Below are 25684 nucleotides of genomic sequence, written 5' to 3' on the forward strand. Positions count from 1 at the left end.
CCTTCTACTTCGTGGAGTGCAGGGCGGCGAGCCGCGGCGAGGCGACTCCGGTGACGAGGAGCTCGGCGATGTCGGCGGAGGCCGAGGCCGCGGGACGGCGGGCGTCGCCGTCGAGGAGCCAGCCGACGACAAGCCAGGTGGTGCCGGCGGCGAGGAGGACGGCGAAGCGCTCGACGCGTGCGTGGTCGCCGCCGCCCGATCCGCGCTCGGCGAGGGGCGAGAAGGCGAGGAGCCGCTGCGCGAGGAACGCGACGACCGACTCCTGAACGGCGCGGGCCGTGCCTCCGCTCAGCACGCGGCGGTAGAAGTCGGCGTGCACGAGCAGGCCCTCGAGGAGCCCGCGGACGATGCGGGGGACCGCGCCCTCCCAGTCGGCGGGGGCGGTGCCGGGAGCGACGTCACCGAACAGCGCGTGCATCCGCTCCACCGCGGCGGCCTCGATCAGTGACGGCACATCCCCGAAGTGCTGGTAGAACGTGGGGCGGCTGACGCCCGCGGCGCCGCAGAGCTCCGTGATGGAGGGCTGGTCGTCGCCCGGGCGGTCGAGGGCACTCGTGATCGCGGTGAGCAGAAGCTCGCGCGAGCGGGTGAGCCGCGGATCGGTCACGGGGTCCTTCTTCCCGGCGCGAGGAGCGCCTTCTTTACGTCCGTCAGATAACTTACAACCGTAAAGAAGAGCGCGCAAGCATCAGGAGGAGGGCGGCCCCGGGAGCAGCGTCGCGATGGCGGACGTGTCGACGATCACCGAGTCGTGCGGAGTCAGTCCCGGGCTCCGCGGCGTCGGCACCGGCAGGCGCACGAGGAGGGCGCTCGGATCCACGCCGAAGCGCCCGGAGCGGGTGCGGCCGACCGGATCCCCGTCCAGCTCGGCGAGCACCGGCTGGTCGAGCTCGAACGAGAACTCGCGGCCGGGCCACTGCCGGAGGGAGGCGAGCCCGTTGCGGTTGCCGGTCGCGACATCCAGCGCGAGGCCGAAGCGCCGACGCAGCAGCACCAGCTCCAGGTCGCCGTCGTCGAGCACCGCGCCCGCGGCCAGCTCGATGTTCGCCACCACGGAGCTGCAGTTGCAGGCCAGCACCATGAAGCAGCGCTGCGGAGGCTCCTCCGCGCCGTCGATCGTGAGGGTCACCTCGAATCCGGCCTTGAACATCGCCGGCGCGCCCGCCGCGAAGTAGGCGCCCCAGCCCACCCGCTTCTTCAGCTCCTCGTCCGTCTTGTCCATGATCTCGGCGTCCAGGCCCACCCCGCCCATCACCATGAACACCCGCTCCTCGCCGTCGTCGAACGCGGCCGTGCCCACGTCGATGGCGCGGTCCTGCCCGAGCAGGGCGATCTCGACCGCCTCGGGCAGCGAGCCGAGCGGGATCCCGAGGTTCCGCGCGAGGAGGTTGCCCGTGCCGCTGGGCAGCAGGCCGTAGGGGACGCCGGTCCCGCGCAGCACTGTGGCGACGGCGCGGACGGTGCCGTCGCCTCCCATCGAGCACACCAGGTCCGGGCCCGCCTCGAGCGCGGCGCGGGCCGCAGCGGCACCGGAGTCGCCCGGGCTGGTCTCGAACCAGAGCGGCTCGTTCCAGCCGTGGCGGCGCGCGATCGTCGCGACCAGGTCCTCCGCGGCGCCGACGTCGTCGAACTTGCTCGGGTTGATCACGACGGCGACGGTGCGCTTCTCGGGTGCCTTCACCCCGTCAGTCTGACGGCACCGGCGACCGGTCCAGTCGCGCTGACGCCTCCAGGGCGAGCACGGCGCCGATCTCGGCCGAGAGCGTGGCGGGCAGCGACGGAGGCGCGTCCCAGCGGGGCCCGGCCAGCAGCACGCCGCGGCGGACGCTCGAGCTCTGCAGCGCGGCGACGCTGCCGGCGACGAAGCCGCGGAGGCGGGCGGCCACCGCGGGCGCGACTCCGCTCGTCGTGGCGAGGTCGACGAGGTGCCGGTAGGCGATGCCGCCGAACAGGGCACCGTCCCCCGATCCCTGGTCGACGAAGACGCCGTCGGGGGCGAGCCGGTCCAGCAGGTCCTCGGCCGTGCGGGAGGCGTGGGCGACCAGGCGGGGGTCGGGCCGCAGGCGGTGCAGGGCGAGCGCCGCGCCGATGTAGACGGCGTGGTTGTAGCTGAAGGCCCAGTCGTCGCGCGCGGAGCCTCCCTCGCGGCCGATGCCGTCGGCGACGAAGCCGGTGTCGTCGTCGCGGAGGCGCACGTGCATCCAGTCGAGGGCGGCGCGCGAGAGCTCCTCCCGGCCGTCGGGCCGCAGCCGCTCCAGGCGCGCGCCGAGGATCGCGAACGGGCCGTTCGCGGGCGCGTTCTTGTAGTCCAGCTGCCGGCGGCGCCAGGCGAGGCTCGCCCCGTGGCGGAGGTTCCAGCCCTTCGCGACGGCGAAGCGCCACAGGCGGTCGGCCCGGTCGAGGAAGCGCGGGTCGCCGGAGGCCTCCCCGAGGCGGGCGAGCGCGCCGCCGAGCCACATCATGTCGTCGAAGTAGCCGTTCACCAGGCGCCCGCCGTTGCGGAGGCGGATCGCGCGGTGGATCCGCCGGGCCCGCTCCAGGTGCGCCTCGTCGCCCGTGCGCTCGAAGGCGTCGACGGCCGCGTCGATCGCGTGCGCGAGCCACCAGTAGTTGAACTCGAGGTCGGCCCGCAGCGAGGTCGGGTAGCTCATGTGATAGCCCAGCAGCGGCACCGCGAAGAGCCGCTCGAGGCTCTCCTGCGCGGTGTCCGCGGGGCTACTCGTAGACGTGCGGGGCGAGGACGGCGACATCGCGGAGGTTGCGGTAGCGCTCGGCGTAGTCGAGCCCGTACCCGATCACGAACTCGTTCGGGATGTCGAAGCCGACATAGGCCACGTCGACCTCGACCTTGGCGGCCGCGGGCTTGCGGAACAGCGCGCAGATCTCGACGGACTCGGCGCCGCGGCTGCGGAGGTTGCCCTGCAGCCACGAGAGCGTGAGGCCGGAGTCGATGATGTCCTCGACGATCAGCACCTTGCGGTTCGTGATGTCGGAGTCGAGGTCCTTCAGGATCCGCACGACGCCGGAGGACTTGGTACCGCTCCCGTAGGACGAGACGGCCATCCAGTCCATGACGATGTCGAGCTTGAGCTCGCGGGCCAGATCGGCCATCACCATCACGGCGCCGCGCAGCACCCCGACGATGAGCAGGTTCTCGCCCGCGTAGTCGCGCTCGATGGCGCGGGCCAGGTCGCGGATCCGCTCGTGGATCTCGGCCTCGGTGTAGAGGACCTCGGTGATGTCGTCGGCGATGTCGGCTGCTTCCACCCGGCCACTCTACGGGTGCCCGGCCCCCGCCCCCCCCCGCGAGACTCCGCTCCGGTACACCTCTGTCGGCGAGTCGCGTGCCGGAGCGGGATCTCGCGGGGAGGGGTCGGGCGTCTGGCGGGGACGGGGTCAGGGGGCCGCGGGTGCGAAGACGAGGGTGGTGCCGCGGCGGGTGGCGAGGACGCCGGGGAGGTCGACGCCCTTCTGGCCGTGCCAGTCGGTGACCAGCGCGGCGACCGCCAGCGTCTGCGAGCGCGAGAGCGCGACTCCGAACTCGTTCGCCACGACCAGGCGGATGATCCGCTGCCGCAGCGCCGGCGGGTCCGCCGCGAGCCCGCGCGCGTCGACCGTGACGTGCCCCGCCTCGTCCTGGCCCACCAGCTCGAGCGCCCAGTCGAGGGCGAGCGCGTCGAGCGCGTCCCCGTCCTCCCGCAGCTGCTCGGCCGTGCGCGCAAGGGCCTGCGCCACTCCCGGCCCGAGCTCGTCCTCCAGCACGGGCAGCACGCGGTTCCGCACCCGGACCCGCGAGTAGCGGGGGTCGTCGTTGTGCGGGTCGTCCCACGGCACGAGCCCCTGGTCGGAGCAGGCGAGACGGGTCGTCTCGCGGCGCAGGCCCAGGAGCGGCCGCCTCAGCGGCCCGCTGACCGGCGCCATCCCGTGCAGCGAGGCCGCACCGGCTCCGCGGGCGAGCCCCAGCAGCACCGTCTCGGCCTGGTCGTCGAGGGTGTGGCCCAGGAGGATCGCGGCGGCGCCCGTCGCGGTCAGCGCGTCGACGAAGGCGCGGTAGCGCGCGCTGCGGGCGGCCGCCTCCGGACCGCCCTCGGCGGACACCGTCACCACCTCGCGCAGCACCGGCGCGAGCCCCAGCCCGTGCGCCTGCTCCGCGGCCCGCCGCGCGACCTCCGCCGACGCCTCCTGCAGCCCGTGGTCGACGATCACCGCGCCGGCCCGCCTCCCGCCTCGCGGGGCCTCGAAGGCGACCGCCGCCGCGAGCGCGAGCGAGTCCGCTCCCCCGCTCAGCGCGACCAGCACGAGCGCTCCGGGGGCGAGCCCGTCGAGGCTCTCGCGCACCGCCCGCCGCAGATCGGCGACGGCGGGGGTCAGGCGGGGGCGATCGGGCACATCAAGTAACGTAATGCCAGCGATCCGCCCCTCCCGCGCGCGCACCCGCGCGAGCGTTCCGGAGGCCGATCCGTCCGCCGATGCGCCGCTCACGGCGCCACCGACTCAAGGAGAGAGCATGGCCGCATACGACGTCGTCGTCGAGATCCCCAAGGGGAGCCGCAACAAGTACGAGGTCGACCACGAGACCGGTCGCGTCTACCTCGACCGCGTGCTCTTCACCTCCTTCGTCTACCCGACGGACTACGGGTACTTCGAGAACACCCTCGGCCTCGACGGCGACCCCGTCGACGCGCTGGTGCTGCTCGAGTACCCCGTCTTCCCGGGCGTGGGCGTCTCCGTCCGCCCGGTCGGCGTGCTCAACATGAGCGACGAGGCCGGCTCCGACGCGAAGGTGATCGTGGTCCCCGCGAAGGACCCGCGCTGGCAGCACATCCAGGACATCGGCGACGTCCCGGAGCAGACGAAGAACGAGATCAAGCACTTCTTCGAGCGCTACAAGGACCTCGAGCCCGGCAAGTGGGTCAAGGTCGACGCGTGGGGCGACGCCGCCGAGGCGGAGCAGATCGTCCAGGACGGCATCAAGAAGCTGGCCGAAGAGGGTCACTGACCCCTCGCATCAACGAAGGAACCCCCTCCCGTCGTCTCGACAGGAGGGGGTTCTCTCGTTGTGCTGTGCGGCCGCGGCTCAGGCGGCCGGGCGGCCGACCATGCCGGCGGGCGTGCCCCAGGTGTTCCAGATGCGCACGGGCTTGCCGTAGTCGGCGGCCTCGATGATCTGGTTGTTCCCGAGGTAGATGGCCACGTGGTAGTAGTCCCCGCCGCCGCCCCAGAAGATCAGGTCGCCGCGCTGGCGCTGGCTGTAGGGGACGAGCTTGCCGGCGCCGGCCATCGTGTTGTACTGGTTCGTCGCCGAGTGGGTGCCGATGTAGATGCCCGAGGACGCGTACGAGGCCTTGGTGAGGCCCGAGCAGTCCCACTGGTCCGGGCCCATGCCGCCGAGGACGTACTCCTCGCCGAGCTGCGCCATCGCGTACGAGATCGCGTTCTCGACGGCGCCGCTGGTCGGCACCAGGACCGGAGCGGTCACCGGCTGCGGGAGCGGCTGAGCCGCCGGCTGGGCGACCGGCTGAGCAGCGGGCTGGGCCGGAGCAGGAGCGGGCTGCTGCTGCGCGGGCTGCGGCGCGGCGGGCTGCGGGAGGGACGCGGTCTGACGCGACGGGGCGGCGGTGTCGGCCTGCGCCGAGGACTGCTGCTGGGCGGAGCGGGCGGTGGACTGCGCCTGAGCGGCGGCCTCCGCCTCGGCCTGCGCCTGAGCGGCGGCCTCGTCGGCCTGGCGCTTCTGCTCGCCCGCGAGGTACTGGGTCTCGGCCTCGACCGAGGAGTCCTTCAGCAGCGCGAGCTGGGCGACCAGCTCCTGCGACTTCTCCTCCTGCGCCGAGAGCGACGCGCGGGCCGACTCGGCGGCGGCGTCGGCGTCCTTGCGGGCGGCGTCGGCCTCGTCCGAGAGCGCCTGGTGCTCGGTGACAGCGCGGTCGGCCTGGTCGCCGAGCGACTCCGCGTTCTGCTTGTCGGCGAGGGCGTCGGCGTAGACCTTCTGCGACTGCTCCGAGAGCTGCGACATCGCGCCGAGCTGGTAGAGCAGGTCGCCCGCGTCCTTGCCCTTGGCCACGAGGCTGGCGGAGAGGTCGCCGCCGGCGGCGCGAGAGAGGTGCGCGGCCAGCAGGCCGGCGCGCATCTCCGAGGTCTGGGCCTTGGCGGAGGCGGTGGTCGCCTTCTCCTCGAGGTCGGCGACGGCCTTCGCAGCGGCGTCGAGCGCCTCCTTGGCCTGGCGCCAGGCCTCGGCCTTCTTCATCGCGGTGATCGACTTCTCGTCGACCGCGGTCTGCAGGCTCGCGATGAGGCCGGTGATCGAGTCGATCTCGGCCTGCTTGCTCGCCTCGTCCTTCTTGGCGTTCTGCACGTCGTCCCACGAGGGGTACTTCGCGTCGTCGGCGAGGGCCGGGGTGATGCCGAGGGACGCGGTGACCGCCGTGACCGCGAAGGCGGCGGAGATGACGAGCGGGAGGCGGCCCTTCCAGGCGCGCTCCCGGGGTGCCGGGGTGAAGGTGCGTGCGGTCGTCTGTGCGTCAGCCAAGGGTGACTCCTCGTTGGGCCATGAAAGGTTGGGCGTCGACGGCGGAGCCGTTGACGCGGGTCTCGAAGTGCAGGTGGCAGCCGGTGGAGGCGCCGGTCGAGCCGACGGCGGCGATCTGCTCGCCCGCCTGGACCTGCTGGCCGACGCGGACGTAGATCCCGCCGGACACGATGTGGGCGTAGCCGGTGCTGATGCCGCTGCCGTGGTCGATCAGAACCCAGTTGCCGTAGGTGCCGTTGGGGCCCGCGTAGGAAACGGTGCCGCTGTGCGCCGCGAAGATCGGGATACCGCAGCCGCCCGCGAGGTCGGTGCCGCGGTGGTACGAGCCGGAGGATCCTCCGCCGGTCGAGATGCTGTCGCGCGGGCCGAAGGTGCCGGTGATGCGGCCTCCGGCAGGGCGGACCCAGCCGGAGTCGCTGACGGCGCTGGAGCCGCCGCCGCCCGAGGGGGCGACGTATCCGCCACCGCCACCGCTGCCGCCGCTGGACGCGGCCGCGGCCCGGGCGGCCTCGCGGCGCGCGGCCTCGGCCTGGGCGGCGGCCTGGCGGGCGGCCTCCTCCTCGGCGAGCTTCCGGAGGCGCTCGGCCTCGCGGGCGGCGACGCCGGCCTCGTACTCGGCCACGGTCTTCGACTCGGTGTCGCGGAGCGCGGCGAGCTGCTGCTCGAGCACGACGCTCTGCTCCTGCTGCTCGGCGAGCGCGGCCTCGGACGCCTCCTGGGCGGCGGTCGCCTCGGCCAGCTTCTGCTCGGCGGCGACGCGGAGGCGCTCGCGCTCCGCCTGCGCGACCTCGGCCTGGTCGGCGAGGGAGGACGCGGTGTTCCGGGCGGTGCTGGCCTGCTCGTAGATCGCGGAGGAGCGCTCGACCAGCTTGGTCATGCTCCCGATCTTCGACAGCAGCTGGTCGGCCTGGCCGGCCTTCTGGTCGAGGAAGATGTTGACGGACAGGTCGGTGCCGGTGCTGCGGTAGAGCTGCGCGGCGAGCAGGCCCGCCTGCTGCGAGGCCTTGTCGGCCTCCTCGGCGCTGGCGGCGGCCCGGTCCTCGAGCTTCTTCGACTGGTCCGAGGCCTCGTCGAACGCCTGCTGAGCGGCGAAGTGCTCGTCGCCGCGCTGCTGCGCGAGCTGCTGGGCGGAGGCGACCTCGCTCTGGAGGTCGCCGATCAGGGACGTGATCCGGTCGACCTGAGCGGCGGCGGCGGCGGTGTCGCCCTTCGCCGCCTCGACGTCGGCCCACGACGGGTACTCGACCGCCTGGGCGGGAGTGGCGACGAGCAGGCCGGCGACGAGCGCGACGACGGCGGAGGCCAGGGCAGCACCTCGGAGTCGCCCGAGTCGCGGCGCGCCGGGGAGGCGGGCGGGACGCGGACGGCGCAGGGAGTGGGGCATGGGACCTCGGGGATAGGGGGCCCTCCCTCCGCGGCGGTGCGGCTCCGGCGCGCGGGTGGGGGGAAGAGCGATTCCGCCCCACCCTAACCGCGGCCCTGCCCGATCTCCTAGACCCGGGTCAACCCCGGACGGGGTGCACGCCGCCTGCGGAACCGTCGATTTTGCATCCTGCGCCGCGGCCCCCTATGCTTGCGTGTCGGTAGTCATGGGGGGTCGGCCGCAGGGTCGCCCCGCGAGTCTCCGGCCCCATCGTTTAGTGGCCTAGGACACCGCCCTTTCACGGCGGCAGCACGGGTTCGAATCCCGTTGGGGTCACGGATGGGTCGGTACTACCAGCACCACCAGAAGTACAAGCACCACCGGAAAGTGCGCCGGCTCGAGAGGGTCGGGGCGTGAAAATAGAACAGCCTCGAAGGCAGTATGCTTGTCTTCGCAACGAGGCCCTGTAGCGCAGTTGGTTAGCGTGCCGCCCTGTCACGGCGGAGGTCGCGGGTTCAAGTCCCGTCAGGGTCGCAAAGAGGCCCTTCCGAGAGGAAGGGCCTTTTTCAGGAGATAACCTCTCCAGCGACATCACGTCGCAACGGCTCTGTAGCTCAGTTGGTAGAGCGCACGACTGAAAATCGTGAGGTCACGGGATCGACGCCCGTCGGAGCCACTGGAACCCTCGCCTAGCTTCTACATGGCGGGGGTTTCTTCGTACCCGGAGGTCCCCGCCGCCGCGATCCGCCGCACATCCCTCCCGTTCCGGCCCGCGCCGAGCAGTGACTGCGGCCCGGATCCCGTCCAGGCGGTCTGCGTAGGCTGGCCCGGCCATGCAACCCGACGCCTTCCCGCCGCCCGATCCCGCGACGCTCGCGCCCGACTCCGCTGCGGCGCCCTCGTGGCCGGTCGAGCCCCTCCCCTCGGTCCACGCGCCCTACTCCTCCCTCCTCTACCTGCCCGATCCTCGGGTCCGCTGGGGCCTGCCGACCGCCGTGCTCACGATCGTCGGGATCGTCCTGCCGCTGGCCGTGCTCATCCTGCTGTTGGGGTTCGGCGTGCTCCCCTACTCCGCCGGACTCGCCTTCGCGGGGGCGCTCGCGAGCTACCTCGTCGCGCTGATCGTGCCGTTCGCGGCGTCTCGGCTGCGCGGGCTGGGCACCATGGCGGCCGACTTCGGGCTGCGGTTCCGCTGGATCGACGTGCCCATCGGGATCGGGCTCGGCGTCGCGGTGCGTGTCGTGATCCTGTTCGTGCTCGCCGCGTTCGCTCCGCTCCTCCAGGACGCGCAGGGGAACCTCGACATCGACCCCGACCCGCTGTGGTTCGTGCTGAGCTCGGTCCTCATCCCCGTCGTCGTCGCGCCGCTGGTCGAGGAGGTCCTCTGCCGCGGCGTCGTGATGCGCGCGGTGCGGAACCGGATGCTCCGGGGCTCCGCGGAGTCGGCGCCGCCCACCCGCGGCCGCCGGATCTGGGCGATGGCGTTCAGCATCCTGGCGTCCACGGCGGTCTTCGCCCTGCTGCACGGGCACCAGATGGTGAACCCGGCGACGATCGTGACGCTCGGCGTGACCACGGTCACCGCGGGACTCGCGCACGGCTGGATCGCGACGATCACCGGGCGGCTCGGAGCGGCGATCGTCTCGCACGCGACACTGAACGGCTCCGCGGTGCTGCTGCTGGCGCTGCTGCCGCTGCTGACTCCGTAGGGGGATCTCGAGAGGCCCGCTGCGCGGGGTGCTCGATCGGCAGGAGTCGGGGCGGCCCGATCGGGGGCGTGGGGCGGCGCGTCAGACGTCGTAGGTGCGCGCCCCGGGCAGCGGGCCGCGGACCTGGCGGTGGAGGCGCTCCATGTCGGCGTCGAGGGTGGCGGCGGTGCGGGCCGCGTCGGCGAGGCCGTCGAGGAGCTCCTGCGGGACCTGGCGGTCGTACTTGTAGTAGATCTTGTGCTCCAGGCTCGCCCAGAAGTCCATCGCGATGGTCCGGAACTGCACCTCGACGCAGACGTCGACCGATCCGCCGGAGAGGAACACGGGCACCTCGACGATCGCGTGCAGGCTCTTGTAGCCGTTCTCCTTCGGCTCGGCGATGTAGTCCTTCACCTCGAGCACCGTCACGTCGGACTGCGAGGTGAGCAGGTCGAAGACGCGGTAGACGTCCGAGACGAAGCTGCAGGTGATCCGCACGCCGGCGATGTCGGTGATCGCGTCGGCGATGCCGTCGAAGGTCGTCTCGCAGCCCTTGCGCTCGATCTTCTCGATCAGGCTGTCGGCCGACTTGAGCCGGCTCGTGACGTGCTCGATCGGGTTGTACTCCTGCAGCTCGCGGAACTCCTCCTGCAGGATCGACACCTTCGTGACGATCTCGTCCATCCCGAACTTGTACTGGAGCATGAAGCGCGCGAAGTCGTCGCGCAGGGCGCGGATCTCGGCGACGGTGGTGGCGTCGAGCGCTTCGGCGACGGCATCCGTCAGCGGAGGGACGGCGTGCGCGGGTTCGGGGATGCGGGATTCCACAGTCGGACACCCTACGCGCGGAGTCGTTCGAGACCGGTGGGAGGCGCCCGGCCTAGCCTGGGAGCGTGATCACCGAGCCCCGCCCGCTGCGCTTCTGCGCGTTCGTCATGAACACCGCCTCCCACATCCAGCACGGCCTCTGGCGCCACCCCGACGCCCGGCAGCACGAGTTCGACGACGTGCAGCTCTGGATCGACCTCGCCCGGACGCTGGAGCGCGGCCGCTTCGACGCGATGTTCTTCGCCGACGTGGCGGGGCTCTACGGTCCGGCGGACGGCGACTGGGACGTCAACGCCCGCGAGGGGCTGCAGCTGCCCAGCAACGACCCGTCCGTGCTGCTCTCGGCCCTGGCGGTGAGCACCGAGCACCTCGGCTTCGCGTTCACGAGCTCGGTGCTGCAGTCGCATCCGTTCGACTTCGCCCGGAAGGTCTCGACCCTCGACCACCTCTCGAAGGGGCGGATCGCCTGGAACATCGTCACCAGCGCCCTCGACGGCGCGGCCCGCAACTTCGGCTACGACCGGCTCGAGGAGCACGACGAGCGCTACGCCTGGGCGCAGGAGTACCTCGACGTGGTCTACAAGCTGTGGGAGGGCTCGTGGGACGACGGCGCGCTCCTGCGCGACAAGAGCGGCTCCTTCGCCGACCCGGCGCGCATCCACCGCATCGACCACGTCGGGAAGCGCTACCGCGTGCAGGGGCCGCACCTCTCGGCTCCGTCGCCCCAGCGCACGCCCGTGCTCTTCCAGGCCGGCTCCTCCCCCGCGGGCCGGCGCTTCGCCGCGCGGAACGCGGAGGCGCAGTTCGTGTTCTCGGGGTCGCCGGAGAAGACCCGCGAGCTGATCGAGGACACGCGGGCCCTCGCCGCGGCGGCCGGTCGCGGAGCGGGTGCGCCCTCCTTCTACCTGGGGCTCTCCTTCATCACCGGCGACACGGAGGAGGAGGCGCGACGCGCCGAGCGCGAGATCGACGAGTACCTCTCCTCCGACGCCTTCCTCGTGCACTCGAACCTCGGCTTCGACCCGGCGACGGGCGAGAAGCTCGACCCCGACCTGCCGCTCTCGGCGATCGAGACCTACGCCGGCCAGAGCCACCTGCAGTGGATCCGGGACGCCTCCCCCGACCGCGAGCCGACCGTCCGCGATCTGGCCCGGCTCTCGGCGAAGCTGCGCGGACGGGTCGTCGGCACTCCGGAGCAGATCGCCGACCACCTGGCGGGCTGGCGCGACGCGGGGATCGACGGGATCAACGTCGTCAACTGGATCCTGCCCGGCAGCTACGAGGAGTTCGTCGACCGGGTGATGCCGGTGCTCCAGGAGCGGGGCCTCGCGCAGACCGAGTACGCCGAGGGGACGCTGCGCCGCAAGCTGTTCGGGACGGACGAGCTGCCGGCGACGCACCCGGCGCGGGCGTACCGCGGGGCGTTCGCGGGCTGAGCCCCTGCGGGCCGGGCTCTGCGCGTCCACTGCCCCTGCACCGGCTGCCCGCCCCGCCCCGCGCTCTCCGCCGAGCGGGGGACGCGAGGTCGGGCGCGGCTCCGTAGCGTCGAGGGATGATCCAGACCTGGGGAGTCCTGACCGCGCTGTACGGAGTCGTCGTGACGGCGGTCGCGGTGCTCGCGATCGTCCTGCTGGTGCTGCTGTGCCGCCTGGTGCTCGCCGCGCGCGAGAACCTGCAGGCCTCGACGAGGCTGCGCGAGCTGCAGATCGAGCGGATGCTGCTCGAGGACGAGTAGCGGACGCGCGACGCCGGCCGCGATCAGGTCCTCGGCGAGGAGCAGTCGCGGCCGACGACGCGCGGTCCGGTCAGGGCAGAGCGGGTCGCGCCTCCGGGCGGGGCGCCCGCGGGATGAGCAGGCCGAGGGCGACGGCGACCAGCGCTCCGATCGCGCCGATCACGAACGTGGTCTCGAAGCCCTGCGAGCTCGGCAGCTGCACGTCGCCGACGGACACGGTCAGCTGCGCGAGCACGCCCGCGGTCACGGCGGAGGAGAGCGTCGTGCCGAGGGTGCGCATCAGCGAGTTCAGCCCGTTCGCGGCGGCGGTCTCCGAGGCGGGGACGGCGTGCATGATGAGCGTCGGCATCGCGGCGTAGGCGAGGCCCAGGCCGACCCCGATGAGGGCGTTGATCACCAGGATCTGCCACACCTCGCCGCCGAACGGGAGGATCAGCAGGTACGAGACCGCGATCAGCCCGGAGCCGGCGATCAGCACGAGCCGCGGCCCGGACTGCGCCGAGAGGCGGGCGGCGAGCGGGGACGTCGCCATCATCGCCAGGCCTGAGGGCGCGAGCACGAGGCTCGCCACGATCAGGCTCAGGCCGAAGCCGACGCCCGACGCGGCCGGCAGCTCGAGGCGCTGCGGCAGCGTGATCTGGGCGCCGAAGAACGCGAAGCCGACCGCCACCGAGGCGAGGTTGGTGAAGAGCACGGCGGGGCGGGCGGCCACCCGGAGGTCGACGAGCGGGCTCTCCTGCCGCAGCTCGTACCAGCCCCAGAGGAGCAGGACGGCGATGCCGCCGAGGCCGGAGCCGAGGATCGCGGGGCTCGTCCAGCCGGAGTCGTTGCCGCGCGAGACGGCGATCAGCACGCCGCTCAGTCCGAGGGCGAGGCCGATCGTGCCGACCACGTCGAAGGTGCCGGGCGAGCGCAGCGTCGACACCGGCACGACCAGGAGGACGAGGACGATGTCGAGGACGCCGAGGCCCGCGGACATCCAGAACAGGACGTGCCAGTCGGTGTTCTGCGCGATGAGGGCGCTGAGCGGCAGGCCGAGCGCGCCGCCGATGCCGAGGGTCGCGCTGACCAGGGCGATCGCGCCGGGGAGCCGGTCGCGGTGGAGGGTGTCGCGGAGGATCGAGATGCCGAGCGGGATGACGCCCATCACCGCGCCCTGGAGGGCCCGGCCCACGACCAGCGTCCACACGTCGCCCGCGAAGGCGCAGACGATCGAGCCGATCACGAGGACGACCAGCGCGGCCACGGCCATCCGCCGCTTGCCGTAGAGGTCGCCGAGGCGGCCCGAGACCGGGGTGAGGATGCAGGCGCTCAGCAGCGTCGCGGTGATCACCCACGCGGTCTCGGTGCGGTCGGCGCCGAGCAGCGTCGGCAGCTCGGACTGGATCGGGACGACCAGCGTCTGCATGAAGGAGGCGCTCATCCCCGCGAAGGCGAGGACGGCGGTGATGAGGCGCGGGTCCGGCGAGCGGGTCAGGGAGCGTCTGTCGGAGTCGGGCACGGCTGTCCTTCGTGTCGGCGGCGGACGCGCACCCGGACCGCGGCGGCGGGCGGGCCGTCGTCGGCGGGATCGTATCGCTCGGCTCTGCTTTCGACCGGCTCGGGGCTCAACAGCACGGGCCGCCGCTTTGTTCCCTCCTCCTCCTTCCCGCGCGCGTCGGGCAGGACGAGGATGGGCGGATGATCGACATCGAGAGCTGGATCACCGGCTACGAGAAGGCCTGGGCCACGGACGACGCGGCCGACGTGGCCGCACTGTTCACCGAGGACGCCGAGTACTTCACGGCGCCGCACCGCGACGCGATCACTCCGCGCGACGCGATCGTGGAGTGGTGGCTGGCGGAGGAGGAGCCCGCCGACCCGACGTTCGCGTGGGGCCTGGTCGCGCTGACGGAGGAGACCGCCGTGGTGGAGGCGCGCACCGTCTACCCGGGCGACCGCACCTACCTGAACCTCTGGGTCATCCGCTTCGCCCCGGACGGGCGGGCGCGCTCGTTCACCGAGTGGTACATGGAGGAGCCGGCCGACTCCGTGTCCTGACCCGCGCGGGTCCCCATCGAGCGGCGAGGAGCCCTCAGCGGCGCCCGGTCAGAGCTGCGCGGCCGCGAAGGTGTCGCAGCTGGTGGCGTCGCCCTCGAAGCCGGCCTGGAACCAGCGCTGGCGCTGCTCGGCCGAGCCGTGCGTCCACCCCTCCGGATCGACGGTGCCGGTCGCCTGCTCCTGGATGCGGTCGTCCCCGACCGCGGCCGCGGCGCCGAGCGCGTCCTGGTACTCCTGCGCCGTCACCGGCTTGAGGTAGGGCGTGCCGGTCTCGTCGGGCACCGTCGAGGCGTCGCCCACCCAGGCTCCGGCGAAGCAGTCGGCCTGCAGCTCGAGGCGCACCGAGTCCGACTCGGGGCCGGTGCCGGAGCGGTCGGCCGACTCCATCGCGCCGGTCAGGTTCTGGATGTGGTGGCCCCACTCGTGGGCGAGGATGTACATCTGCGCGAGCGATCCGCCCGAGGTGTCGAACCGGGTGCGCAGCTCGTCGAAGAAGTCGGTGTCGAGGTAGATCGTCCGGTCCGGCGGGCAGTAGAACGGGCCGACCGCGGCGGTCGCGCTCCCGCAGCCGGTGGTGGTGCTGTCCTCGAACAGGTCGACGCCGGTCGGGGTCGTGTAGGCGACTCCGAGGGTCGGCGTCTGCTCGCCCCAGTAGCGGTCGAGCGACTCGGCCGCACCCTCGAGGCGGCAGTCGACCTGCGTGTTCGCGTCGGCGCCGCTGTCGCAGGCCACCGCGGTGGAGGTGACGCCCTCCGGCGAGGACCCGCCTCCGCCGAACACCTCGCCGAGGCCCGAGAGGTTCACGCCGAGCAGCTGCGAGAGCAGCGCGAGCACGACCACGCCCACCGCGCCCCCGCCGACGGCGATGCCGGTGGTGCGGCCGCGACGGCGGACCTTGCCGCCGCTGAGCTGGGAGTCGTCGTTGAAGGTCATGCCGACGAAGCTAGCGCTCCGCGGACGGGCTCCGCTCGGGCTTGCGGTCAGCCCCAGCGCGACTCGCTGGCCGAGCGGATGATCTCGAGCAGCGCCTCGCGCAGGGGGCCGTGCTCGAGCGAGCCCGGGAACATGTCGACCTCGAGGCGGTGCGCCCGGCGCCAGGCCTCGCCGCCCGCGTCGGTGAGCGCGACGAGCTGCCGGCGGCGGTCCGACGGATCCGTGGTGCGCGAGACGTGGCCCTCGCGCTCGAGGCGCTCGATGGTGCGCGACATGGTCTGCACCTCGACGTGGGCCGCGGCGGCCAGCTCCTTCTGCGCGACGGGACCCGCCTGCAGGAGGTGCAGCACGATCAGGCCGGCGTGGGTGAGGCCGATCTCGGCGAGGGCGCCGTGCCAGGCGTGCTCGACCATCCGGGAGGCGGTGGAGAGCAGCCGGCCGGTGGGCCAGTCCTCCATCCCGGAGGCGTCGTCCGCGCGCATCTGATCAGGGTAGACCCGCTCCCGGGGCACGACGGCACCGGGCGCGGGACGCTCAGGCACGGGCGCCCGGGCATCCCGGCCGCGAGGCGCGGACCGCCCCGCCCGTCAGGACGCGAAGCGGTCCGTCGCCTCGATCAGCGCGTCGAGGATCCCCGGCTCGTCGAAGGCGTGGCCCGCGTCGGCGATCATCCGGAAGTCGGCCTCGGGCCAGGCCCGGTGCAGGTCCCAGGCGGTGAAGGCCGGGGTGCACATGTCGTAGCGGCCCTGCACGATGACGGCCGGGATGTCGCGGAGGACACCGGCGTCGCGGATCAGCTGCCCCTCCTCCAGCCAGCCCCTGTGCACGAAGAAGTGGTTCTCGATGCGGGCGAAGGCGAGCGCGAAGACGGGATCGGACCAGTCCGCGATCAGCTCCGGCTTCTGCAGGAGGGTGATGGTCGACGCCTCCCAAGTGGTCCAGGCGACACCGGCGGGGCCGTGCACGGCGGGGTCCGCGTCGTGGAGGAGGCGGTAGTACGCCTCGATGAGGCTGCCCCGCTCGCCGGCCGGGACGACCGAGGTGTAGCCCTCCCAGAGATCCGGGTAGACCGCGGCGGCGCCGCCCTCGTAGAACCACTCGAGCTCGGCGCGGCGGAGGGTGAAGATCCCGCGGAGGACGATCTCGCTGACCCGCTCGGGATGGGTCTCGGCGTAGGCGAGGGCGAGGGTCGAGCCCCAGGAGCCGCCGAGCACGAGCCAGCGCTCGACGCCGAGGTGCTCGCGGAGGCGCTCGATGTCGGCGACGAGGTACCAGGTGGTGTTGGTCGAGAGGTCGGCCTCCGGCTCGCCGGCGTGCGGGGTGGAGCGGCCGCACATGCGCTGGTCGAACAGCACGATGCGGTACTTCTCGGGGTCGAACAGCCGGCGGTGGGCGGGCGAGGTGCCGGCTCCGGGGCCGCCGTGCAGGAACACGACGGGCTTGCCCTCGGGGTTGCCCGAGACCTCCCAGTAGAGCGAGTGGCCGTCGCCGACGTCGAGCATGCCGGAGTCGTGGGGCTCGATCTCGGGGTACAGAGTGCGCATGGCCCGCACCCTACCGACTGTCAGGGTCGCGGTCCGCGAGGCGGGCGGCCCGGCACCGGAGAGAGCGGGAGCGCCCGCGTCCACCCGGCGCACCCGCATCCCGCGGTCGTTACTGTGGAGCGGACCTGCACGCCCCCGTCGAAGGAGCCCCCATGCCCACCACTGTGCGCGGCGTCATCGCCCGGTCGAAGGGCGCTCCCGTGGAGCTCGTCGACATCGTCGTCCCCGACCCGGGCCCGGGCGAGGCCGTGGTCGACATCGAGACCTGCGGTGTCTGCCACACCGACTTCCACTACCGCGAGGGCGGGATCAGCGACGACTTCCCCTTCCTCCTCGGTCACGAGGCGGCCGGACGGGTCAGCGCGATCGGAGAGGGAGTCACCCACGTCGCGGTCGGCGACTTCGTGGTCCTCAACTGGCGCGCGGTCTGCGGCGAGTGCCGGGCCTGCACCCGGGCCGAGCCCTGGTACTGCTTCGACACCTTCAACGCGACGCAGCGGATGACCCTGGAGGACGGCACCGAGCTCAGCCCCGCCCTCGGGATCGGCGCCTTCGCCGAGAAGACCCTCGTGCACGCGAAGCAGTGCACGAAGGTCGATCCGGAGGCGGACCCCGCCGCGGTGGGCCTGCTCGGCTGCGGGATCATGGCCGGCCTCGGCGCGGCGATGAACACCGGGAACGTGACGCGCGGCGACTCCGTCGCGGTCATCGGCTGCGGAGGAGTCGGCACGGCCGCCGTGGTCGGCGCCGCTCTCGCGGGCGCCGGCACGGTCATCGCGATCGACCGGGACCCCAAGAAGCTGGTCGCGGCCGAGAAGCTCGGCGCCACGCACGTCATCGACTCCAGCGGCCTCGACGAGGCGGGCGTCGTCGCGGCGGTGCAGGCCCTGACGAACGGCTTCGGAGCGGACGTCGTCATCGACGCCGTGGGCCGCCCCGAGACCTGGCGCCAGGCGTTCTACGCCCGCGACCTCGCCGGGACCGTGGTGCTGGTCGGGGTGCCGACTCCCGAGATGACGCTCGAGATCCCCCTGCTCGACGTCTTCGGCCGCGGCGGCTCGCTGAAGTCGAGCTGGTACGGCGACTGCCTGCCGGAGAGGGACTTCCCGATGCTGACCGGCCTCTACCTCCAGGGCCGACTGCCCCTGGACGAGTTCGTGAGCGAGCGGATCGGGATCGAGGACATCGAGGAGGCCTTCGCCACGATGGCCGGCGGCGACGTGCTCCGCTCGGTGGTGGTGCTCTGATGGGCGCGCGGATCGAGCAGCTCGTCACGAGCGGCACCTTCAGCCTCGACGGCGGCACCTGGGACGTCGACAACAACGTCTGGATCGTCGGCGACGACTCCGAGTGCGTCGTCATCGACGCGGCCCATGACGCGGACGCGATCCTCGCGGCCGTCGGCGAGCGCCGGCTCCTCGCCGTGCTGCTGACCCACGGGCACGACGACCACCTCGACGCGGTCGAGGGAGTCCGCGCTGCGACCGGCGCCCCGGTGCTGCTCCACGAGGCCGACCGGATGCTGTGGGACGCCGTGCACCCCGGCACGGCCCCGAGCGGCGCCCTGGTCGACGGGCGGATCGTGCCCGTCGCCGGCGTCGAGCTCGAGGTGCGGCACACCCCGGGCCACACCCCCGGCGCCGTCTGCTTCGTCGCCGAGGCGCTCGGCACGGTGTTCACCGGCGACACCCTCTTCCAGGGCGGGCCGGGGGCCACCGGCCGCTCCTACAGCGACTTCCCGACGATCATCGACTCGATCACGGAGCGCCTGCTGACGCTGCCCGCCGCGACGGTGGTCCGGACCGGCCACGGCGACTCGACCACGATCGGAGCGGAGGCGCCGCACCGCGAGGAGTGGATCGCGCGCGGGCACTGACCCGGGCGGGGCGGGCTCAGAGGCGGCGGTCGGCGGCGCTCTCGGCGGGGGCGGGCGCCTCGACGGCCCCGTCCTCCGCGGATCCGGAGTCGGAGGCGCCGGTCGCGGACGCGTCGGCCACGGACGCATCGCCCGACCCCGCCGCTCCGCTCGCCGCGGCCTCCCGCAGGTACTGCGCCGACATGACGCGGTAGGAGCGGGTGAGCATCGCCGCGCCGGCCGCGACGATCATGACGACTCCGCCGACCAGGAACACCAGCGCGATCCCCCGGCCGATGCCGTCGCCGAGCAGCCCGCCGAACGCCGAGCGCCCGGCCGGCGACTCCATGTACGGGATGATCGCGAACTCGGCGATCGGGGCGATGAGGAACGACGTGATCGGAGCGGCGGCCGATTCGAACGCCGCCGCGAAGCCGAAGACGCGCCCCTGGGTCTCGAAGGGGACGACCTTCTGGATCACCGTCTGCTCGGCGGCCTCGACCGCCGGGATCAGGGTCATGTAGATCCAGATGCCGCCGGCGTAGAGCCACCACCAGTCGCGGAGGGTGAAGACCGCGCCGATCAGGCCCATCGCCATCACGAGCAGCAGCATCGTCCGGATGGGGTTCCTCCCGAGCCCGAACCTCGCGACGAGCAGACCGCCGATGACGAAGCCGGTCGCCGTCACTCCGAGCACCACGCCCCACAGCTCGACCGGGAACAGCTCGAGGCCGTACGGGTCCATCAGCGCCATGTAGACGCCGCCGATCAGGTTGTTGAACGTCGAGAAGACGATGAGCGCGAACAGCCCGGTCGCCGCCCGCACCGCGGTGATGCTGCCGCGGAGATCGATCAGCGGCGCCCTCTCCCCCGTCGGCGCGGGCCGGTCCTCCGGGATGCGCAGGAACAGGAGGTGCAGGAGCGCGGCGGCGGAGAGGCCGATCGCGATCACCAGCGTCCACCCCATGCCGAGCAGGCCGATGGCGAGCCCGCTGAAGACGCTCGTCACCACGAAGGCGAGGCCCTGGACCGTGCCGACGAGGCCGTTCGCGCGGGCGTGCCCCTCCACCGGGACCAGCAGGGTCACCGTCGTGGACAGGGCGATGTTGCGCATGTTCTCGATGACGGCGCCGAAGAGGATCGTGCCCGAGAACACCCAGAACCAGGGGGCGCGGAAGTCCAGGAGCGCCGCCTCGGGCAGCGCGAGGAAGAGACCGCCCGCGACGCCGAACGACACGAGCGTGACCGCGCCGGCGAACACCATGACGCGGAACTTGCGGTGCCGGTCCACGATCGTGCCGAAGGCCATCGCGAAGACCGCGACGAGCAGCATGTAGGCGCCGCCGATGATCCCTGTCGCCAGGACGGAGCGCGTCTCGAGGTACACCCAGAACGTGAGCGCGAACCAGAGGAAGCTCGTCGTCACGTTCGCGACGGCGGTGTTGAGGAGGATCTGGTGGAAGTCGCGGAGCCTCGTCGAGGCGTCGACGGCGGCTCCGGGCACGGGGGCGGTCGAGGACACGGCTTCCCTCCGCTCGCGACGGCGCCGTCGGTCCCGCGGCGGGAGTCGAGGGTCGTCGCAGCCACTGTAGGACCGCGCCGTCGGCGAGTCGAGAGGGGCCGGGCGTCCGGCGGGGATGCGCTGCCGCCTCCCGCGCGGAACGAGGGCGCCGCCGCCCTCGCGACCCGGATCAGCGGGCCTCGGGGGCGGCGGCGCCGACGGGTCAGACGATGGCGGCGCGGAGGGCCGCGGCGGCCTCGCCGACGTCCGGGGCGCCGTAGATGGCCCCGCCCGCGACGGCCACGAGGGCGCCGGCGCGCTGCACCGACTCGATGGTGGCGGTGCTCACGCCGCCCGCGACCGAGAACGGCACGCCCGAGGACTCGCCGTCGCGCAGCAGGGTCTCGAAGGTGAAGCCCTCCTCCGCCTGCTCGTCCAGACCGGCGTGCATCTCGACGAACTCGGCGCCGAGGGCGACGACCTCGCGGGCGCGGGCGGCCTTGTCGGGCACGCCGATGAGGTCGACGACGACGCCCTTGCCGTGCTTCCTCCCGGCGGCGATCGCGCCGGCGATGGTGCTGTCGCCAGCGACGCCGAGGACCGTCACGAGGTCGGCGCCGGCCGCGAAGGCCATGTCGGCCTCGAGCTCGCCCGCGTCCATCGTCTTGAGGTCGGCGAAGACCGTCTTGTCGGGGTGCGCCTCCTTGACGGCGGTGATGGCGGAGAGGCCGGCGCTCTTGATGAGCGGGGTGCCCAGCTCGAGGATGTCGACGTGCGGGGCGGCGGCAGCGGCGAGCTCGAGGGCGGCGTCGGTGCTCAGGGTGTCCATGGCGAACTGGAGCTTCACGGGGTTCTTCTTCCTGTCGAGGTGGGGAGTCGGGTCATTCGAGGTTCGCGTGGCGCGGCCAGAGCTCGTCGGCGCTGTCGCCGCGGCGCTGCCAGAGCGCGTGGAACAGGGCGTCGCCGGTGAGCACGACGACCTGCTCGAAGAGCCCGCCGGAGTACTGCGCCGAGGCGGCCCCGGAGCGGTCGAGCTTGTCGGCGGCGGGCACGACCACCACGGCGGAGGCGAGCCCGGCCAGCGGGGAGTCGGCGGCGGTCGTGATCGCCGCGACCCGCGCTCCGGCGTCGACGGCGGCCTGCGCGGCGCGGACGATGCCCCCGGTGGTGCCGGAGCCGCTCGCGGTGAGCAGCACGTCGCCGCCGCGGATCGCCGGGGTCGTCACGTCGCCGACCACGTGCACCACGAGTCCGAGGTGCATGAGGCGCATCGCGGTCATCCGCAGGGCGAGGCCGGAGCGGCCGGCGCCGTGGACGAAGACGCGGTCGGCGCCGGCGAGCAGCTCGAGGACGGGCTCGAGCCGGTCGGTCGTCAGCGAGGCGGTCGCGGCGGACACCTCGGCGGCGATCACGGCGAGCGCCTCTGCGGGGTCGGTGGTGCGGTCGTCAGCGGGCATGGATCCACAGTGCGCCCAGCGACCGGATCCGCGCGCCACCTGATCGAGGAGGCCCACCTACCCGATCGGGTGGGCGGTGCCGCTCCCGGGTAGGACGGGTAGGTTCGGGGGATGGATCCCGCCGAGTCCCCCGCCTCCCGCACCCTGCTGCAGCAGCACGCCCGCACGGTCGCCGAGCAGGCCGACCGGCACGCGGTGGCGCTGGAGTCGGTGCTCGCCGCCCTGCGCGCCGAGCGCCTCGACGACCGTGCGGCCCGCACCGTCGCGATCGACATCGCCGCGAACGCCCTGGTCGAGCTGCGCACCGCCTCGGACGAGCAGCGCAGCGCGATGCTGGAGCCCGTCGTGGGCGCGTTCGCGCGGCTCCGGAGCGACCTGCGCCCGCTCGTGCGCTTCGGCGACCTCGACGTGCAGTTCGTCGAGCCGCCCGCCACCGGGCGCGCCCTCCCCGGCGAGGTGGCGCACGCGGCCCGCGCGATCGTGCGGAGCGCCGTGCTGGCGTTCGTGGAGTCGGAGCAGACGCGCCGTGTGCGGATCCAGTGGGACTGCGACGGGCTCAACCTGCTCATCGAGATCCGCGACGACGGCCGGGGCGAGCTGACGACCCGCGACGACGCCCTGCGCCCGATCGCCGAGCGCGTGCGCGGGCTCGACGGGGAGCTCTCGGTCGCGTCGACCGCGGGCTGGGGGTCGACCCTGTCGATCCGCCTCCCCCTCGATCCGCCGGCGCAGCCCGACGGACTCGACCTCGCCGAGCTCAGTGCGCGCGAGCGGGAGGTGCTGAACCTGATCACGCTCGGCGCCTCGAACCAGCGGATCGCGGACGACCTCGGCATCAGCGGCAACACGGTGAAGTTCCACGTGTCGAACCTGCTGCGCAAGGCCGGGGCCCGCACCCGGGCGGAGCTGGCAGCGCTGGCGCGCTGATCGATCCGGGTGCCCCGTCCTGGCAGAGCCGCCCTCGCAGTGCCGCCCCCGGACGCACGGACGGGCCGCGGCGGCCGCCGAGGGTCTCCCCCTCCTGCGGCGCCGCGGCCCGTCCGGCCGATCAGCGCGCCCCGATCACTCGCTCCGGAGCAGCCCGAAGCGGAATCGGCCGGAGCCGTCGAGCGTGTCGTCGATGCCCGAGATCGTGGAGGAGGCGATGACGGTCTCCGTGCCCTCGAGGAGCGGCACGGTGATCGCCTTCTCCGCCGCGAGGCGCTGCGCCTCCTCGATCGCCGCGGTGCGCTCGTCGCCGGGGGCCAGGCTCCGCTCGCGCAGCACGACCTCGTTGTAGGCGTCGTCCTTCACGGCGGCGCCGAGGATGGAGGGGGCCTCGTCGGTGCCGTAGAGCAGGTTCAGGTAGTTGTCCGAGTCCGGGTAGTCCGCGAACCAGCCCTGCTGGTAGAGCGGGTAGGAGGTCGACTTCTCCTTCACGTACTGCGTCCACTCCGTCGACTGCAGGTCGACCGTGAACAGCCCGCTGCGCTCGAGCTGGTTCTTGATGAGCGCGTACTCGTCCGAGGTGCTGGAGCCGTAGTGGTCGGTGTTGTACTGCAGCTTGAGGTCGACGGGACCGGTGATCCCGGCCGCCTGGAGCGCGGCGGCGGCCTCGTCCGCGCTGGGACCGCCGCTCCCGTCGCCGAAGGCCTGCTCGTACGCCGGCGTCGATCCGGTCAGAGCGCTGGGGACGATCGAGTAGACCGGCGCGTAGGTGCCCTTGTAGACCTGGTCCGACAGCTCGTCGCGGTCGATCAGGTCGGCGACGGCGGTGCGGACGGCGAGCGCCTTGTCGGCGTCGGCCTCGGAGGTCGCGGAGCCGTAGGGCATGGTCTCGGGGTTGAAGACCAGGAAGCGCATCTCGGCACCGGGACCGGAGTGCACCGTCAGGCCCTCCTCGCCGCGGAGGTCCTCGGTGTCGGTCGCGTTCAGCGTGCGGTAGGCGACCGCGATCTCGCCGCGCTGGATGTCGAGCTTGAGGTTGCTCTCGTCCGCGTAGTAGCGGACGATCACGGACTCGTTGGCGGCGGCGCCGAGGAGGCCGTCGTAGGAGTCGTTGCGGGTGAGCTGCACGAGCGAGTTCAGCTTGTAGCTCGTGATGGAGTACTGCCCGCTGAAGGCGTCGCCGGCGACGATGTCGTCGTCGGTGGTGAGGGAGTCGGCCGAGAAGACGTCCTCGTCGACGATCGCGGCGGCGGGGCTGGTGAGGATCTGGGGCCAGAGGGCGTTGTCCGGGGTGGCCAGTGTGAAGACGACGGTGGAGTCGTCCTCCGCCTCGACCGAGACCATGTCCGAGAGCAGCGACGAGGGGCCGTTCGGAGCGGCGATCGCCACCTGGCGCTCGAAGGTGAAGACCACGTCCGAGGCGGTGAGCGGATTGCCGTTGGCGAAGGCGGCGTCCTCGCGCAGGGCGACGCGGTAGTGGGTGGGGTCGGTGAACTCGGCCGAGGCCGCGAGGTCCGGCACGGGATCCGTCGATCCGGGGGCGGAGGTCAGCAGCCAGGAGAAGACCTGGTTCTGCAGCGTCGCCGAGCCGAGGTCCCAGGAGCCGGCGGGATCCAGGGCGGTGACCTTGTCCGTGGTCCCCAGGAGGATCCCGGGGGGCGCCTGGGCTCCGGTGGTGCCCGGCGAGCAGGCGGTGAGGGCGACGGCCATCGCCGCACCGGCGACGAGGGGAGCCAGTACTCGGGATCTCATGGGGAACTCCTTGCGGGTCAGCCGTGCGGCGGGGATGAGGGAGGGACGCCGGGGCGCTGGGTCCATGGTGCCGAGGGAGCGTGCGTCCGGCGTCGAGTAGTCGTCGGGGTCTGCGGCCGCTCGCTTCGACAACTGTCGCACCGCGCTCCGGCGCCGCGCCCGGCCGGGAGGGCCCGGGTTCGACGTCTGCTGTGCCCCGGGCCCTCCGCCCTCGCCACCTGTCCATGGCCGCCGACCCTCCGCGTCGTCAGAGTGGAGTCCTCACGGTTCCGCGCGGGTCGGACCGGGAGAGAGAGGTCGCGGTGCGTGAGAACGTCGACACGGTCGTCATCGGAGGAGGCGCGATGGGCTCCGCCACCGCCTGGCAGCTGGCCCAGCGCGGCACCGACGTGGTGCTCCTCGAGCAGTTCGGCCCCGGCCACGAGAACGGCGCGTCCCACGGCCGCACCCGGAACTTCAACGAGGCCTACGCCGCCGACGACTACCTCGACCTCCTCGGCGAGGCCTCCCGGCTCTGGGACCGGCTGAGCGTCGAGGAGGGCACGACGCTGCTCGACCGGGTCGGCCTCGTGAACCTCGGACCCGTCGGTCCCCTCCGCGCGGTCCGGGAGGCGCACCGCGCCCGCGGCGTCGCGAGCGAGCTGATCTCCGCCGCCGAGGCCCGCGACCGCTGGCCGGCGCTCCGCTTCGAGAGCGAGGTGCTGCACGTCCCCAGCAGCGGACGCGTCCGCGCCGCCGACGCTCTGCTCGCGCTGCGGGCCGGCGCCGAGCGCCGCGGCGCCCGCTTCCGCTACGACACCCCCGTCCGCGGGATCGACGTCGTCGGACCGGACACCGTGATCGTGACGACCGACGACACCGAGTACCGTGCCCGACGGGTCGTCGTCACCGCGGGAGCATGGACGCAGCCCCTCCTCGCCGGCCTCGTGCCGCTGCGCCCCCTCCGGGTCTCGGAGGAGCACCCCGCGCACTTCCGGCTCCGCATGCCCGACGCGGCGTGGCCGAGCTTCAACCACACGCCCGACCCGGACCGCGCCGACCACGCGTACTTCCTCAGCCCCGTCTACGGCATGCTCACGCCGGGCGAGGGCCTGAAGGTCGGCTGGCACGGAGTGGGCAGGAGCGTCGATCCGGACGCCCGCACCCGCCGCCCGGTCGCCGAGCAGCTCGCGGCCCTCCGCCGCTACGTGGCGGAGTGGATCCCGGGCGCTGACGCGGAGGTCTGCGACGTCATCAGCTGCACGTACACGATGACCCGCAACGAGGACTTCATCCTCGACCGCAGCGGGCCGATCGTCGTCGGAGCGGGCTTCTCCGGCCACGGGTTCAAGTTCACCCCGGCGATCGGGCGGGTCCTCGCGGACCTGTCCGAGGGCGTCGCCGCCCCCCGCCGCTTCGCCGCGACGGCGCGTCCGGTGCTCGCCGGTCCGGTCCTGTAGGGCGGACGGCCTGCGGAGCGGGCGCGCACCGGGGCGGACGCCTGACCGACCGACCCTCGCAGGAGCGGACGCCTGCCCGACCGGACACGCTTGAGC

25 protein-coding genes and 3 tRNA genes are annotated in these 25684 nt (G+C 73.0%); 12 read left to right on the forward strand and 16 right to left on the reverse strand.

What is annotated here, in order from left to right; genetic code table 11:
- Positions 1-4: 4 nt before the first annotated feature.
- The 5 genes from GTU71_RS09705 to tilS all read right to left on the reverse strand — a co-directional run bounded on the left by GTU71_RS09705 (position 5) and on the right by tilS (position 4389).
- Positions 5-607, reverse strand: coding sequence for a TetR/AcrR family transcriptional regulator (locus GTU71_RS09705; RefSeq protein ID WP_104224106.1), 603 nt, complete (start codon positions 605-607; stop codon positions 5-7).
- Positions 608-688: 81 nt separating this feature from the next.
- Positions 689-1681, reverse strand: a complete 993-nt coding sequence (locus GTU71_RS09710) for a diacylglycerol kinase family protein (RefSeq protein ID WP_159939787.1) — start codon at positions 1679-1681, stop codon at positions 689-691.
- A 4-nt stretch (positions 1682-1685) separates the two neighbouring features.
- Entirely contained in the window at positions 1686-2651 is a 966-nt protein-coding gene (locus tag GTU71_RS09715) for a glycoside hydrolase family 76 protein (RefSeq protein WP_159939789.1), read from the reverse strand.
- Between the two features lie 64 nt (positions 2652-2715).
- Positions 2716-3267, reverse strand: a complete 552-nt coding sequence (hpt, locus tag GTU71_RS09720; RefSeq protein ID WP_104224109.1) for a hypoxanthine phosphoribosyltransferase — start codon at positions 3265-3267, stop codon at positions 2716-2718.
- A gap of 129 nt (positions 3268-3396) precedes the next feature.
- The gene (gene tilS / locus GTU71_RS09725; RefSeq protein ID WP_159939791.1) at positions 3397-4389 is read right to left on the reverse strand and encodes a tRNA lysidine(34) synthetase TilS; all 993 of its coding nucleotides are present in this window, start codon (positions 4387-4389) and stop codon (positions 3397-3399) included.
- 118 nt (positions 4390-4507) lie between these two features.
- On the opposite strand from tilS, the gene ppa reads away from it, so the two are divergent.
- A complete protein-coding gene (gene ppa, locus GTU71_RS09730; protein WP_068255683.1) occupies positions 4508-4999 on the forward strand; it encodes an inorganic diphosphatase in 492 nt (163 codons plus the stop codon).
- Between the two features lie 78 nt (positions 5000-5077).
- Here the strand turns inward: ppa and GTU71_RS09735 are convergent, their stop codons facing one another.
- A complete protein-coding gene (locus GTU71_RS09735) occupies positions 5078-6526 on the reverse strand; it encodes a C40 family peptidase (RefSeq protein ID WP_244230519.1) in 1449 nt (482 codons plus the stop codon).
- Positions 6519-7910 carry a M23 family metallopeptidase gene (locus GTU71_RS09740; RefSeq protein WP_159939793.1) on the reverse strand — a complete coding sequence of 464 codons (1392 nt, stop codon included), beginning with the start codon at positions 7908-7910 and terminating at the stop codon, positions 6519-6521. Before GTU71_RS09740 ends, GTU71_RS09735 begins: the two co-directional genes overlap by 8 nt.
- 242 nt (positions 7911-8152) lie before the next feature.
- On the opposite strand from GTU71_RS09740, the gene GTU71_RS09745 reads away from it, so the two are divergent.
- From GTU71_RS09745 to GTU71_RS09760, 4 genes are all read left to right on the forward strand, one after another.
- A tRNA-Glu gene (locus tag GTU71_RS09745) sits at positions 8153-8225 on the forward strand.
- A gap of 124 nt (positions 8226-8349) precedes the next feature.
- Positions 8350-8423 (forward strand) — tRNA-Asp (locus tag GTU71_RS09750).
- 69 nt (positions 8424-8492) lie between these two features.
- Positions 8493-8565, forward strand: a tRNA-Phe gene (locus GTU71_RS09755).
- 157 nt (positions 8566-8722) lie between these two features.
- Positions 8723-9598, forward strand: a complete 876-nt coding sequence (locus tag GTU71_RS09760; protein ID WP_159939795.1) for a type II CAAX endopeptidase family protein — start codon at positions 8723-8725, stop codon at positions 9596-9598.
- A gap of 81 nt (positions 9599-9679) precedes the next feature.
- On the opposite strand, the gene GTU71_RS09765 is transcribed toward GTU71_RS09760, so the two are convergent.
- Positions 9680-10282 (reverse strand): GTP pyrophosphokinase family protein, encoded by a 603-nt coding sequence (locus tag GTU71_RS09765; RefSeq protein WP_104224409.1) that lies wholly within the window; start codon positions 10280-10282, stop codon positions 9680-9682.
- Positions 10283-10473: 191 nt separating this feature from the next.
- Between GTU71_RS09765 and GTU71_RS09770 the strand changes: the two genes are divergently transcribed.
- Together GTU71_RS09770 and GTU71_RS09775 are read left to right on the forward strand one after the other, a co-directional pair.
- Positions 10474-11841 (forward strand): NtaA/DmoA family FMN-dependent monooxygenase, encoded by a 1368-nt coding sequence (locus tag GTU71_RS09770; RefSeq protein ID WP_104224408.1) that lies wholly within the window; start codon positions 10474-10476, stop codon positions 11839-11841.
- A gap of 116 nt (positions 11842-11957) precedes the next feature.
- Positions 11958-12140: a hypothetical protein gene (locus tag GTU71_RS09775; RefSeq protein ID WP_104224402.1), complete on the forward strand. Its 183-nt coding sequence runs from the start codon at positions 11958-11960 to the stop codon at positions 12138-12140.
- 70 nt (positions 12141-12210) lie between these two features.
- Here the strand turns inward: GTU71_RS09775 and GTU71_RS09780 are convergent, their stop codons facing one another.
- The gene (locus GTU71_RS09780; RefSeq protein ID WP_244230520.1) at positions 12211-13641 is read right to left on the reverse strand and encodes an MFS transporter; all 1431 of its coding nucleotides are present in this window, start codon (positions 13639-13641) and stop codon (positions 12211-12213) included.
- A gap of 179 nt (positions 13642-13820) precedes the next feature.
- On the opposite strand from GTU71_RS09780, the gene GTU71_RS09785 reads away from it, so the two are divergent.
- A complete protein-coding gene (locus tag GTU71_RS09785) occupies positions 13821-14180 on the forward strand; it encodes a nuclear transport factor 2 family protein (protein ID WP_104249695.1) in 360 nt (119 codons plus the stop codon).
- 48 nt (positions 14181-14228) lie between these two features.
- On the opposite strand, the gene GTU71_RS09790 is transcribed toward GTU71_RS09785, so the two are convergent.
- From GTU71_RS09790 to pip, 3 genes are all read right to left on the reverse strand, one after another.
- Complete coding sequence (locus tag GTU71_RS09790; RefSeq protein WP_104224400.1) at positions 14229-15113, reverse strand: neutral zinc metallopeptidase; 885 nt, start codon at positions 15111-15113, stop codon at positions 14229-14231.
- A 47-nt stretch (positions 15114-15160) separates the two neighbouring features.
- Positions 15161-15595 (reverse strand): MarR family transcriptional regulator, encoded by a 435-nt coding sequence (locus GTU71_RS09795; RefSeq protein ID WP_104224399.1) that lies wholly within the window; start codon positions 15593-15595, stop codon positions 15161-15163.
- A gap of 105 nt (positions 15596-15700) precedes the next feature.
- Complete coding sequence (gene pip / locus GTU71_RS09800; protein ID WP_104226020.1) at positions 15701-16657, reverse strand: prolyl aminopeptidase; 957 nt, start codon at positions 16655-16657, stop codon at positions 15701-15703.
- 152 nt (positions 16658-16809) lie between these two features.
- On the opposite strand from pip, the gene GTU71_RS09805 reads away from it, so the two are divergent.
- Positions 16810-17904: an S-(hydroxymethyl)mycothiol dehydrogenase gene (locus GTU71_RS09805; protein ID WP_104226021.1), complete on the forward strand. Its 1095-nt coding sequence runs from the start codon at positions 16810-16812 to the stop codon at positions 17902-17904.
- A complete protein-coding gene (locus tag GTU71_RS09810) occupies positions 17904-18533 on the forward strand; it encodes an MBL fold metallo-hydrolase (protein ID WP_104224396.1) in 630 nt (209 codons plus the stop codon). Before GTU71_RS09805 ends, GTU71_RS09810 begins: the two co-directional genes overlap by 1 nt.
- 16 nt (positions 18534-18549) lie before the next feature.
- On the opposite strand, the gene GTU71_RS09815 is transcribed toward GTU71_RS09810, so the two are convergent.
- The 3 genes from GTU71_RS09815 to hxlB form a co-directional block, all read right to left on the reverse strand.
- Positions 18550-20016, reverse strand: coding sequence for an MFS transporter (locus GTU71_RS09815; RefSeq protein WP_208543635.1), 1467 nt, complete (start codon positions 20014-20016; stop codon positions 18550-18552).
- A 220-nt stretch (positions 20017-20236) separates the two neighbouring features.
- Positions 20237-20860, reverse strand: coding sequence for a 3-hexulose-6-phosphate synthase (gene hxlA, locus GTU71_RS09820; protein ID WP_159939799.1), 624 nt, complete (start codon positions 20858-20860; stop codon positions 20237-20239).
- 34 nt (positions 20861-20894) lie between these two features.
- Positions 20895-21470, reverse strand: a complete 576-nt coding sequence (gene hxlB, locus GTU71_RS09825; protein WP_104249685.1) for a 6-phospho-3-hexuloisomerase — start codon at positions 21468-21470, stop codon at positions 20895-20897.
- A gap of 111 nt (positions 21471-21581) precedes the next feature.
- Here hxlB and GTU71_RS09830 point away from each other — a divergent pair, with 111 nt between their 5' ends.
- Complete coding sequence (locus GTU71_RS09830) at positions 21582-22397, forward strand: LuxR C-terminal-related transcriptional regulator (RefSeq protein ID WP_104239653.1); 816 nt, start codon at positions 21582-21584, stop codon at positions 22395-22397.
- A 135-nt stretch (positions 22398-22532) separates the two neighbouring features.
- Here the strand turns inward: GTU71_RS09830 and GTU71_RS09835 are convergent, their stop codons facing one another.
- Positions 22533-24149 carry an ABC transporter substrate-binding protein gene (locus tag GTU71_RS09835; protein WP_104328281.1) on the reverse strand — a complete coding sequence of 539 codons (1617 nt, stop codon included), beginning with the start codon at positions 24147-24149 and terminating at the stop codon, positions 22533-22535.
- A 302-nt stretch (positions 24150-24451) separates the two neighbouring features.
- On the opposite strand from GTU71_RS09835, the gene GTU71_RS09840 reads away from it, so the two are divergent.
- Entirely contained in the window at positions 24452-25588 is a 1137-nt protein-coding gene (locus GTU71_RS09840) for an FAD-dependent oxidoreductase (protein WP_244230521.1), read from the forward strand.
- Positions 25589-25684 lie beyond the last annotated feature (96 nt).

Source organism: Rathayibacter sp. VKM Ac-2762, assembly GCF_009866585.1.
Lineage (GTDB): Bacteria > Actinomycetota > Actinomycetes > Actinomycetales > Microbacteriaceae > Rathayibacter.

Coding starts and splice junctions, on each gene's coding strand:
- GTU71_RS09795 (WP_104224399.1), bottom strand. CDS start 15,595: ATGCGCGCGGACGACGCCTCCGGGATGGAGGACTGGCCCACCGGCCGG.
- pip (WP_104226020.1), bottom strand. CDS start 16,657: ATGCGCACTCTGTACCCCGAGATCGAGCCCCACGACTCCGGCATGCTC.
- GTU71_RS09835 (WP_104328281.1), bottom strand. CDS start 24,149: ATGAGATCCCGAGTACTGGCTCCCCTCGTCGCCGGTGCGGCGATGGCC.
- GTU71_RS09775 (WP_104224402.1), top strand. CDS start 11,958: ATGATCCAGACCTGGGGAGTCCTGACCGCGCTGTACGGAGTCGTCGTG.
- GTU71_RS09810 (WP_104224396.1), top strand. CDS start 17,904: ATGGGCGCGCGGATCGAGCAGCTCGTCACGAGCGGCACCTTCAGCCTC.
- GTU71_RS09805 (WP_104226021.1), top strand. CDS start 16,810: ATGCCCACCACTGTGCGCGGCGTCATCGCCCGGTCGAAGGGCGCTCCC.
- GTU71_RS09785 (WP_104249695.1), top strand. CDS start 13,821: ATGATCGACATCGAGAGCTGGATCACCGGCTACGAGAAGGCCTGGGCC.
- GTU71_RS09790 (WP_104224400.1), bottom strand. CDS start 15,113: ATGACCTTCAACGACGACTCCCAGCTCAGCGGCGGCAAGGTCCGCCGT.
- ppa (WP_068255683.1), top strand. CDS start 4,508: ATGGCCGCATACGACGTCGTCGTCGAGATCCCCAAGGGGAGCCGCAAC.
- hxlB (WP_104249685.1), bottom strand. CDS start 21,470: ATGCCCGCTGACGACCGCACCACCGACCCCGCAGAGGCGCTCGCCGTG.
- GTU71_RS09765 (WP_104224409.1), bottom strand. CDS start 10,282: ATGCTCCAGTACAAGTTCGGGATGGACGAGATCGTCACGAAGGTGTCG.
- GTU71_RS09830 (WP_104239653.1), top strand. CDS start 21,582: ATGGATCCCGCCGAGTCCCCCGCCTCCCGCACCCTGCTGCAGCAGCAC.
- GTU71_RS09740 (WP_159939793.1), bottom strand. CDS start 7,910: ATGCCCCACTCCCTGCGCCGTCCGCGTCCCGCCCGCCTCCCCGGCGCG.
- GTU71_RS09760 (WP_159939795.1), top strand. CDS start 8,723: ATGCAACCCGACGCCTTCCCGCCGCCCGATCCCGCGACGCTCGCGCCC.
- GTU71_RS09715 (WP_159939789.1), bottom strand. CDS start 2,651: ATGAGCTACCCGACCTCGCTGCGGGCCGACCTCGAGTTCAACTACTGG.